Origin of the sequence: Kitasatospora sp. MBT63, from assembly GCF_000710465.2 — a bacterium.
Taxonomy (GTDB): Bacteria; Actinomycetota; Actinomycetes; order Streptomycetales; family Streptomycetaceae; genus Kitasatospora.
This window is the reverse complement of sequence record NZ_JAIZ01000492.1, coordinates 1-10071: the sequence shown is the minus strand read 5'-3', so window position 1 is coordinate 10071 and position 10071 is coordinate 1. Positions and strand designations below refer to the sequence as shown.

The 10071-nt window shown below is 72.2% G+C and carries 10 protein-coding genes; 2 read left to right on the top strand and 8 right to left on the bottom strand.

Translation table 11 applies throughout. The features are described from left to right. A complete protein-coding gene (locus AA75_RS26755) occupies nucleotides 1–1281 on the bottom strand; it encodes a D-alanyl-D-alanine carboxypeptidase family protein (protein WP_082526847.1) in 1281 nt (426 codons plus the stop codon). Nucleotides 1282–1420: 139 nt separating this feature from the next. Between AA75_RS26755 and AA75_RS26750 the strand changes: the two genes are divergently transcribed. Then, a complete protein-coding gene (locus AA75_RS26750) occupies nucleotides 1421–1666 on the top strand; it encodes an SCO4848 family membrane protein (RefSeq protein WP_033822827.1) in 246 nt (81 codons plus the stop codon). Between the two features lie 81 nt (nucleotides 1667–1747). Here AA75_RS26750 and AA75_RS26745 read toward each other — a convergent pair whose 3' ends face one another. From AA75_RS26745 to sdhC, 4 genes are read right to left on the bottom strand one after another with little or no spacing between them, the layout of a single operon-like run. Next, nucleotides 1748–2521 (bottom strand): succinate dehydrogenase iron-sulfur subunit, encoded by a 774-nt coding sequence (locus AA75_RS26745; RefSeq protein ID WP_033822826.1) that lies wholly within the window; start codon nucleotides 2519–2521, stop codon nucleotides 1748–1750. After that, a complete protein-coding gene (gene sdhA, locus AA75_RS26740; RefSeq protein WP_033822825.1) occupies nucleotides 2521–4263 on the bottom strand; it encodes a succinate dehydrogenase flavoprotein subunit in 1743 nt (580 codons plus the stop codon). Before sdhA ends, AA75_RS26745 begins: the two co-directional genes overlap by 1 nt. A 34-nt stretch (nucleotides 4264–4297) precedes the next feature. Further along, nucleotides 4298–4789 carry a succinate dehydrogenase hydrophobic membrane anchor subunit gene (locus AA75_RS26735; RefSeq protein WP_033822824.1) on the bottom strand — a complete coding sequence of 164 codons (492 nt, stop codon included), beginning with the start codon at nucleotides 4787–4789 and terminating at the stop codon, nucleotides 4298–4300. Between the two features lie 6 nt (nucleotides 4790–4795). Beyond that, a complete protein-coding gene (gene sdhC / locus AA75_RS26730; protein WP_033822823.1) occupies nucleotides 4796–5176 on the bottom strand; it encodes a succinate dehydrogenase, cytochrome b556 subunit in 381 nt (126 codons plus the stop codon). Nucleotides 5177–5421: 245 nt separating this feature from the next. On the opposite strand from sdhC, the gene AA75_RS26725 reads away from it, so the two are divergent. Further along, complete coding sequence (locus AA75_RS26725) at nucleotides 5422–6147, top strand: hypothetical protein (protein ID WP_033822822.1); 726 nt, start codon at nucleotides 5422–5424, stop codon at nucleotides 6145–6147. A gap of 188 nt (nucleotides 6148–6335) precedes the next feature. Here AA75_RS26725 and AA75_RS26720 read toward each other — a convergent pair whose 3' ends face one another. The 3 genes from AA75_RS26720 to AA75_RS26710 form a co-directional block, all read right to left on the bottom strand. Further along, nucleotides 6336–6830 (bottom strand): 2-oxo-4-hydroxy-4-carboxy-5-ureidoimidazoline decarboxylase, encoded by a 495-nt coding sequence (locus AA75_RS26720; RefSeq protein ID WP_051813435.1) that lies wholly within the window; start codon nucleotides 6828–6830, stop codon nucleotides 6336–6338. Nucleotides 6831–7199: 369 nt separating this feature from the next. Further along, nucleotides 7200–7958, bottom strand: a complete 759-nt coding sequence (locus tag AA75_RS26715) for an SDR family oxidoreductase (protein WP_033822821.1) — start codon at nucleotides 7956–7958, stop codon at nucleotides 7200–7202. Nucleotides 7959–8075: 117 nt separating this feature from the next. Continuing rightward, a partial coding sequence (locus AA75_RS26710; RefSeq protein ID WP_033822820.1) for a protease pro-enzyme activation domain-containing protein occupies nucleotides 8076–10071 on the bottom strand: 1996 nt, incomplete at its 5' end.

Below are 10071 nucleotides of genomic sequence, written 5' to 3'. Positions count from 1 at the left end.
TCAGCGGGCGCTGATCGCGGTGGCGCCGGCCGGGACCATGATCCCGTCCAGGGGCTGGGCCGCGGCGGCGGCGAGGGCCGCGGCGCGCCGGCGGCGGATCGCCCGGGCGCGCAGGGCGAGCAGGGCACCGGCCGTCATGCACAGCACGCCCGCGAGGGTGCCGGCCAGGCCCGCACCGCCCTTGTCGGCCGAGCCCGCCGGGACGGTCTGCGGGGTCTGCACGGGCTGGGCGATCTGGACCGGGTCGCGCTGGGCCGGTGCCGGCGAGGCGGCGGGCCGGGCGGGCTCCGGGGTCGGCGCGGTGCCCGGGTCCACCAGCCTGCCGACCGGGGTCACCTTCCCCGCCGCGGCGAAACCCCAGTCGAGCAGCTCCGCCGTCTCGTCGTAGACCCGCGAGCCGTTGTTCGGCCGCATCACGGTGACCAGCAGGGTCCGCCCGTCACGCACCGCCGCGCCGGTGAAGGTCGCGCCCGCATTGGTGGTGTAGCCGTTCTTGACCCCGATCAGGCCGGGGTAGCGCCCGAGCAGCCGGTCGGTGTTGGCGATGCCGAAGCTGCCGCGCTGGCCGCTGGCCTTGTCGAAGGCGCCCGGGAACTGGGCCTCCTTGGTCGAGCAGTACGCCCGGAAGTCCGGATTGCGCAGCCCCTCCCGGGCGAACAGCGTGAGGTCGTACGCGGAGGAGACCTGGCCGTCCTCGTCGTAGCCCTCGGGGGTGACCACGTGGGTGTCCAGCGCCCCCAGCCGCTGGGCCAGCGACTGCATCTGGGAGACGGTCTGCTGCACACCGCCGTTCATCGTGGCCAGCACCCGCACGGCGTCCGCGCCGGAGCTGAGGAACACCCCCCGCCACAGGTCGTCGACCCGGTAGTCCAGGTCCTCCTTGATGCCCACCAGGCTGCTGCCCGCCCCCATCCCCATCAGCTCCTCCGGGTCGACCTTGTGCATCGCCATCCGGTCCAGCCTGGGGAGCACCACATCGGCGAAGAGCATCTTCAGCGTGCTGGCGGGCGGCAGCTGCTGGTGCGCGTTGTACGAGGCCAGCACCTCTCCGGTGCCGCCGTCGGCGATCAGCCAGGACTGGCCGGTCAGGTCGCCGGGGAGCGCGGGTGCGCCCTCCTTCGGCATGACCTGCACGCCGGACCGGCCGAGCAGCTCACCGCCGACCGGAGGACGTTCAGGTGGCGGCCCGTCCTGCGGGGCGGCCACGGCGACGGGAGCGAGGCACAGCAGGCCGAGGGCCAGGGCCGTGCCGCTGTACGCGATGTGACGGACGCTCTGCATTGCGTGACCGTACCCGGCGGGGGCGCCGGTGGCCCGCCGCGCCGCCGCGGTCCTTCGAACGGGTGCCGGCGGCTGATCCGTCCGGCCGACTGCTCATACTGGCAGTCGGACCGCGACCACCCCGCCAGCAAGGACCGCCATGAAGCTCAGCCGCCCCGTCTCCTGGTTCCTCGCCGCCTTCGGCGTCTGGTCCCTGATCATCTGGAGCACCTTCGTAAAGAACCTCTGGAAGGACTCCGGCGGCCAGGCCTTCACCAACGGGGACCACTCCCAGCCGACCGCGTTCTTCTGGGTGCACCTGCTGCTCGCGGTCACCTCGCTCGTGCTGGGCGTCGGGATCGGCGTCATCGGGGTGCGCGGGGTGCGGGCGCTGAAGCGGGCCTGAACCCCGGCCCGGGAACGCCGAAGGCGGCGCCCACCGTCTCCACGGTGGGCGCCGCCTTTCGCGGTCCGGGGGACTCCCGGATCAGAAGCGGCGGGTCACCAGGGCCCGCTTCACTTCCTGGATCGCCTTGGTGACCTCGATGCCACGCGGGCAGGCCTCCGAGCAGTTGAAGGTGGTCCGGCAGCGCCAGACGCCCTCACGGTCGTTCAGGATCTCCAGGCGCTGCTCCGCGGCGTCGTCGCGCGAGTCGAAGATGAAGCGGTGCGCGTTGACGATCGCGGCCGGGCCGAAGTACTGGCCGTCGTTCCAGAAGACCGGGCAGGACGACGTGCACGCCGCGCACAGGATGCACTTGGTGGTGTCGTCGAAGCGCTCGCGCTCCTCGGCGGACTGCAGGCGCTCGCGGGTCGGCTGGTTCCCCTCGGTGATGAGGAACGGCATGACGTCCTTGTACGCCTGGAAGAACGGGTCCATGTCGACGATCAGGTCCTTGAGGACCGCGAGGCCCTTGATGGCCTCGACCGTGATCGGCTTCTCCGGGTTGACGTCCTTGATCAGGGTCTTGCACGCCAGCCGGTTGCGGCCGTTGATCCGCATGGCGTCCGAGCCGCAGATGCCGTGCGCGCAGGAACGGCGGTAGGTGAGGGTGCCGTCCTGCTCCCACTTGACCTTGTTCAGCGCGTCCAGGACGCGCTCCTTCGGGTCCATCTCCAGCTGGTAGTCGACCCACACCGGGTCCGCGTGCTCCTCCGGGTTGAACCGGCGGATCCGCAGGGTCACGGTGATCAGCTCGGTGCCGCCCGCCTCGGCCGCGTCCAGAGCGGCCGAGTGCTTCTCCACAGTCGGAGTGCTCATCAGTACTTACGCTCCATCGGCTGGTAGCGGGTCGTGACGACCGGCTTGTAGTCGAGGCGGATCGAGGTGGTGCCGTCCGCGGCAACCTCCTGGTACGCCATGGTGTGCTGCATGAACTTCACGTCGTCACGGGTCGGGAAGTCCTCGCGGTAGTGACCGCCGCGGGACTCCTCGCGGGCGAGCGCGGAGACGGCCAGCACCTCGGCCAGGTCGAGCAGGTTGCCGAGCTCCACGGCCTCCAGGAGGTCCGTGTTGTAGCGCATGCCCTTGTCCTGGATCGCGACGTTCTTGTAGCGCTCCTTGAGCGCCGCGATGTCGGTGACGGCCTGCTTGAGGGTGTCGCCGGTCCGGTACACCGAGGCGTTGGCGTCCATCGACTCCTGCAGCTCCTTGCGGATCTGCGCGACGGACTCGGTGCCGGTCGACTCGCGGAGGCCGTCGATCATGGCCTCGACCTTCTCGGCCGGGTTCGCGGGCAGCTCGACGTAGCCGGACTTGTCGGCGTACTCGGCGGCGGCGATGCCCGCGCGCCGGCCGAACACGTTGATGTCCAGCAGCGAGTTGGTGCCCAGGCGGTTGGCGCCGTGCACGGAGACGCAGGCGACCTCGCCGGCCGCGTACAGGCCCGGGATGATGTCCGTGTTGTTGGCCAGCACCTCACCCTCGACGTTGGTCGGGATGCCGCCCATCGCGTAGTGCGCGGTGGGCTGGATCGGGATCGGGTCCGTGTAGGGCTCGATGCCGAGGTAGGTGCGGGCGAACTCGGTGATGTCCGGGAGCTTGGCGTCCAGCTGCTCCGGCGGGAGGTGCGTCAGGTCCAGGTAGACGTGGTCGCCGTCGGGGCCGCAGCCGCGGCCGGCCCGGATCTCCGAGTAGATCGCGCGGGAGCACACGTCACGGGACGCCAGGTCCTTCATGACGGGGGCGTAGCGCTCCATGAAGCGCTCGCCGTCCTTGTTGCGCAGGATGCCGCCCTCGCCGCGGGCGCCCTCGGTGAGCAGGATGCCCATCCGCCAGATGCCCGTCGGGTGGAACTGGAAGAACTCCATGTCCTCCAGCGGCAGGCCGCGGCGCAGCGCCACCGCCTGGCCGTCACCGGTGAGGGTGTGGGCGTTGGAGGTGACCTTGAACATCTTGCCGGTGCCGCCGGAGGCGAAGACGACCGCCTTGGCCTGGAAGACGTGGATCTCGCCGGTGGCCAGCTCGTAGGCGACGACGCCCGCGGTCTTGCCCTCGTTGATCAGCAGGTCGAGGACGTAGAACTCGTTGAAGAACTCGACGCCGTGCTTGACGCAGTTCTGGAACAGCGTCTGGAGGATCATGTGACCGGTGCGGTCGGCCGCGTAGCAGGAGCGGCGGACGGGCGCCTCACCGTGGTTGCGGGAGTGCCCGCCGAAGCGGCGCTGGTCGATCCGGCCCTGCTCGGTCCGGGAGAAGGGCAGGCCCATCTTCTCCAGGTCGAGGACGGCGTCGATGGCCTCCTTGCACATGATCTCGGCGGCGTCCTGGTCGACCAGGTAGTCACCACCCTTGACCGTGTCGAAGGTGTGCCACTCCCAGTTGTCCTCCTCGACGTTGGCGAGGGCGGCGCACATGCCGCCCTGGGCCGCGCCGGTGTGGGACCGGGTGGGGTAGAGCTTGGTCAGCACGGCGGTACGGCTGCGCTGGGTCGACTCGATGGCCGCGCGCATGCCGGCGCCGCCCGCGCCGACGATGACGGTGTCGTACTGGTGAATCTGCATGGGGGTAGGTCGCCTCGTCCGGTTTCGTTACCGACTAGATGTTCGGGTCGAAGGTGAAGATCACCAGGGTGCCGAGGAGGACCGTGAAGACGGTCGTGACACCCAGGAGGCCCTTCAGCCACAGACGAGTGGCGTCCTTCTCCGCGTAGTCGTTGATGACCGTGCGCATGCCGTTGGAGCCGTGCAGCATCGCCAGCCACAGCATCAGCAGGTCCCAGAACTGCCAGAACGGCGAGGCCCACTTGCCGGCCACGAAGGCGAAGCTGATCTTCGAGACGCCGCCGTCGAGGACGATGTTGATCAGCAGGTGGCCGAGCACCAGCACCACCAGGACGACACCCGACAGGCGCATGAACAGCCAGGCGAGCATCTCGAAGTTGGTGCGGGTGCGGCGCGGGGTCCGCTTGGAGCGGGCCCGGGCCGGCTCGACCACCAGGGCGTCGGCGGGGTTGCCGGTGCCCAGGCCCTGGCCGGTGTGCGCCTGGAGGGAGGGGACCACCAGGTCGGCGGGAGTGTCGGTCGACATCGCGGATCAGCCCCCGAACCAGGTACGAAGCGTGTGCTGCAGGATCGGGTAGAACGCGCCGGCCATCAGGACGACCCAGACGCCGACGACGCTCCAGAGCATCTGGCGCTGGTACTTCGGGCCCTTGGACCAGAAGTCGACGGCGACGACCCGCAGGCCGTTCAGCGCGTGGAACAGGATGGCGGCGGTGAGGCCGTACTCCATCAGGTTCACGAGCGGCGTCTTGTACGTCGAGATGACGGAGTCGTACGCCTGGGGGGACACGCGCACCAGTGCGGTGTCGAGGACATGTGCGAACAGGAAGAAGAAGATGAGGACGCCGGTGACTCGGTGAGCCACCCAGCTCCACATGCCTTCCCGGCCGCGGTACAGCGTTCCAGCCGGCACGGAAAACCCTCCGGAAGCGGATTGGGGGCTCGGCCGGCTTCGGTGTCGGTCAGCCCGGCCGGGTACGGTCCACCGGCCGCCAGCATCCTATCGACGCCGTCCGGACAACCGCCCCCGGGGGCCTCAGGTGTGATCAAACAGGCACTCCCGGGCTAACGGCGCCGGGAATTGTCACTCTGAGTGGCCGATCGACCGCGCTAAGGTGCCCGGGTCCGCGCCGCACCCGCCTCCCGTCAGGACCACTCGTGCCCGACCGCACCGCCCGCCCGCTGCTGGGCGCCCTGCTGCTGCTCGCCACCGCCGGATGCACCACCGTCGCCCCCTCCGCCGACCGGGTGCCGGCCGGACGGGAGCTGGACGCGGCCGGGCTGCGGGCCGCCGCGCTGGCGGGGGCCGACCTCGGGCCCGGGTACACCGTGACCGTGATGGATCCCGGCCACGACACCGCCGCCGAGGGCCGGGAGAGCGCCGACGTCCCGGCCTGCCAGCCGGTGCTGGACGCCCTGGCCCCGGGCAAGGCGGCGTCCGGGCCCGCCGCGGAGACCGACCTGAGCGTGGTGCGGGACGGCCACCGGGACGCCGCGCTCTACACCGGGCTGCTGGCGTTCCCGGCGGGCCGGGCCGAGCGGCTGCAGACCGAGCTGGACCGGCTGCTGGCGCACTGCACGGCCTTCACCTCCGGGCTGGCCGCCGGGCCGGCCGGTGACCCGGCGCAGCCGGGAGGGCGGACCCGGCACCGGCTGGCCCGGGTCGACACGCCCACGCCGGAGGGAGCGGACGCCGCCACCGCGTTCACCCTGACGGATGAATCGGGGACGGTGGTGCTGGCCCAGCGGGCGCTGCTGGCCCGGGTCGGGACGGCGCTGGCGGTCTTCTCCACGGTCGGCGCGGGCCGCGAGCCGGCCGCCGAGCCCGACCCCGCGGTGGTCCGCGCCCAGCTGGCCAAGCTCCGCTCGGCCCAGCGGGGCTGAGCGGAGCGTCGAGCCCGGCGGGACCAGGGCCTGTCCGGCGGATCTTGTCGGATCGGCGTGCGGCGTCGGGCGCCCGTCCGGGCGTGCGCCCGAGTCGGCCTCGTACTGGACGTACTTGGGCGATTCGGGCGGGCGTCCAGGCGGGATGATCCGTCGTCGCGCGCCCGGCAAGGTCCGCCGGACAGGCCCTAGCGGGACGCCGGTGCGGAGTGGGTGGCGACCAGGTGTTCGAGGCGGGTGAGGGCGATCCGGCGCAGCTCGTCCGCTGCGGTCAGCCGCTCCTCGTCGGGCTCGTTGGCCAGCCGGGTGCGGATCGAGGTGAGCACGGTGTCGAGCATCTCCTCGGGCACCACGCCCTCCAGGCAGACCACGAAGACGTGGCCGAACCGGGCCTCGTACGCGGCGTGGGCGGCCCGCAGCGCGGTGTGCGCGGCCTGGCTGCCGGGGGCGCGCATGCCGAGCAGCGGCTGCGGCATCCAGCTCTCGTCGGCCAGCGCCTCGGCCAGGTCGGCCGGGCGCAGGTCGTAGGAGGCCTCGCTGGCGGCGGCGAGCAGGGACTCTATGTCGGGGTACGGGCGGTGGGCGGTGAGCCGGAGCGCCCAGCGGTGGCTGCCGCAGCAGGCCAGCAGGGCCTCCTCCGCAGCACCGGCGTCGGCCTCGTTGAAGCGGTGAAGCCCGAGCAGGGACGGTGCCGTCCGCGCGTCGAGACGCTGCGGCGGGATGTCGCTGGCCAGCGGGTCCTCCTCGTGAGGGCGGGAAGGGCGGTGCCGGGCCGTGGGCGAGCGCGGGCAGGCCGGGGCACCGGTGAACCGTGATGGCAGAGACGAAAGTAGGGCTGGCTGAGGGCAGGGAGTACCTGGGCGAAAGGGGTCGGGCCGACCGGTGGCGCGCCGGGCCGAGCAGCGGCACCACGGTAGTTGAGGCCTCATCAGTTGGGCAGAGGGCGCGCAGAATTCACTCGAACGAGCTATCAAGTTGTGACGTTGACACCTATGTGTCAGCGGACCGGGACGACCCGGGCACCGCGGTGCCCGGGCCGTCCCGGTGTCGCCTCACAGTTCGCGGTGCACCTTGTGGTTGGCCGCCTGGGCGCGCGGGCGGACCACCAGCAGGTCGATGTTGACGTGCGCGGGCCTGGTCACGGCCCAGGAGACGGTGTCGGCGACGTCCGCGGAGGAGAGCGGCTCGGCCACGCCCGCGTACACCGCGGCCGCCTTGGTCTCGTCGCCGCGGAACCGGGTCACCGCGAAGCCCTCGGACCTCACCATGCCGGGGGCGATCTCGATCACCCGGATCGGCTCGCCGACCAGTTCCAGCCGCAGCGTCGCGGCGATGGTGTGCGCGGCGTGCTTGGCCGCCACGTACCCGCCGCCGCCCTCGTACGCGGCCAGGGCGGCGGTGGAGCTGAGCACCAGCACGGTGCCGTCGCCGGTGGCGCGCAGCGCGGGCAGCAGCGCCTGGGTGACGTTGAGCACGCCGATCACGTTGACCTCGTACATCGCCCGCCAGTCGGCCGGGTCGCCGTCCTCGACGCTCTCCGCGCCGATCGCCCCGCCGGCGTTGTTCACCAGCACGTGCACCGGGCCGACCTCGGCGGCGAAGGCGTCCACCGCGGCCCGGTCGGTGACGTCCAGCGGGTACGCCCGGGCGGTGCCGCCGGCCGCCGCGATCTCCTTGGCCAGTGCCTCGATCCGGTCGGTGCGCCGCGCGGTGACCACCACCTCGAAGCCGTCCTGGGCCAGCCGGCGGGCGGTCGCCGCGCCGATCCCGCTGCTGGCACCGGTGACCACGGCCACCTTGTGCTCGGTCATTGCCACTCCTTGAGATGTCCGGGGTGCCCTGTGCCCCGCATCATCTCAAGGGCGCCCGCCCGGACGCCGGACGGCCCCGGCGCGCGGGTGCGCACCGGGGCCGTCCGAAGGGGCCGGTCAGTGGCGGGGCAGCTTGAAGGACTTGAAGAAGTCCTTGCCGGGGGTGCCGACGCCGGTCGCGGTGTCGTAGCCGCAGGTGGCCTTCAGGCCGTAGTCGGAGGCCAGCTTGTACAGGCGCACCCGCAGCGAGCCGCTGACCACGCCGAGGTCGACCACGTTGCCGAACTTGGTGTGCACGGCGGAGTCGTTCACGTCGCGGAAGGCGTCGCTGTGGGCCCGGTCGTAGATGGCCGGGTTGGCGAAGCCGATCGCCCGGCCGCCGCGCACCTCGATGGCGTCGGCGATCATCGCCGCGTACTCCGGGGAGGAGACCGAGGTGCCGCCGTAGCCGCCCTCGCTGTAGGTGCCGCCGGCGGTGAAGCCGACCAGGGTGGCGGCGACCAGGTCACCGCTCATCGCGACGTCCGGGGTGGCCCGCAGCGGGGTCGCGGACTTGGTGCCGTCGGCCGCGGTCTTCGCGATCGACTCCGGCACCACGCCGTGCTGGTACCAGGGCTGCGGGAAGTCCTTGGAGACGCCGCCGCCACCGCCGAAGTAGAAGAAGCCGGGGTACGGGTCCCAGGACTTCTGGTCGGCGGAGAGCACCGAGCGCTGGTCGCCCATCGAGACCTCGTGGCCGTAGCGGCCGGCCTTGTTGTCCAGCTCCAGCGCGGTGCCGCCGACCGAGGTGACCCACGGCGAGGCGGACGGCCAGTCGGCCTGCGCCTGGTTGCTGTCGGCCTGGCAGTTCACGCCGGTGGCCGCGGCGCCGGGGGAGCTGTCCCCGCAGTCGCCGCTGGAGAAGGTGAAGCCGATGCCCTGGACGGCACCGAGCTGGAACACCTGGTTGTCGGCGGCGACCACGGCGGGGTCGATGTCCCCGCTCTTGCCGTGCATGATCTCGCCCCAGGAGTTGGAGACCACGTCGGCCAGGTGCTCGTCGACGACCTTGGCCATCGCGGCGTTGAGGTCGTCGTCGTAGCAGGAGTTGGCACCCACGTAGGTGACCTGGGCGCCGGGCGCGAGGCCGTGCGCCATCTCGACGTCGAGCGCCTCCTCGCCGGCCCAGCCGTCCGGGCCGCCGCAGTCGTCCTGGTGCACCCACTTGTCCGGGGTGACGACCTCGCGGTACTGGCCGGCCGCGAACGGCTGGTCGCCGTGCACGGTCGAGAAGTGGTTCGCGTCCTGCTCCATGGTCGGCAGGCCGTAGGCGTCGATGATGGCGATCCGGGCGCCCTTGCCGGTGACCTTGGCGTCGGTCACGCCGTAGGCCTTGCGCAGCTGGCTCGGGGTGTACGAGCAGGGCGCGAAGGGCTCGTTCTTCTCGTAGCCGTCGGGCGCGCCCTTGGCGGTCTTCGAGCCGTAGCCGTCCTCGGAGCAGGTCGGCTCGGTCGGCAGGGTGGCGGCCGGCTTCTTGTCCGCGGTGACCCCGCGGGCGGCGAAGGCGGTGGCGGCCTGCGCGTCGGCCTTGGCCTCCGCGTCGCGGACGGATATCGCGTGCGAGACGTTGGTCTGCGTGCTCGTGCTGATCCCGCCCACCGCGAGCACCGAACCGGACACCTGGGCCGGCAGGGTGACGTCGGCGGCCGGCGCCCGGCGGCTGGAGCCGTCCGGCGTCCGGTAGGTGTGGAAGGCGGTGCCGAGCGCCTTGGCCAGCGCGCCCGTGCTGCCGGAGACCTGGAGGTAGTGCGGGGTGCTCTCGCCCACGGTCAGCCCGGCCGAGGTGAGCCAGGAGGTGACCGCCGCGACCTGCTCGGGGGTGGCCCCGAACCGGGCCTTGGTCTGCTCGGTGGTCAGGTACTGCCCGTAGGCGGGGGAGGACGGGTCCGAGAGCTGCCGGGCCAGGTCGGCGAGGCCCTTGGCGTCCCGGCCGGCGAGGTAGATGCGGGCGGTCGCGGGGGCGGAGTCGGCGACCGCACCCTGGTCGGCCTGCGCGGTGGCCCAGGCCGGGTGCGTCCCGGCGAGCTGCCGGGCGGCGGGCGCCGCGCCGCCGTCGGCCGGGGTGGCGGCGGTG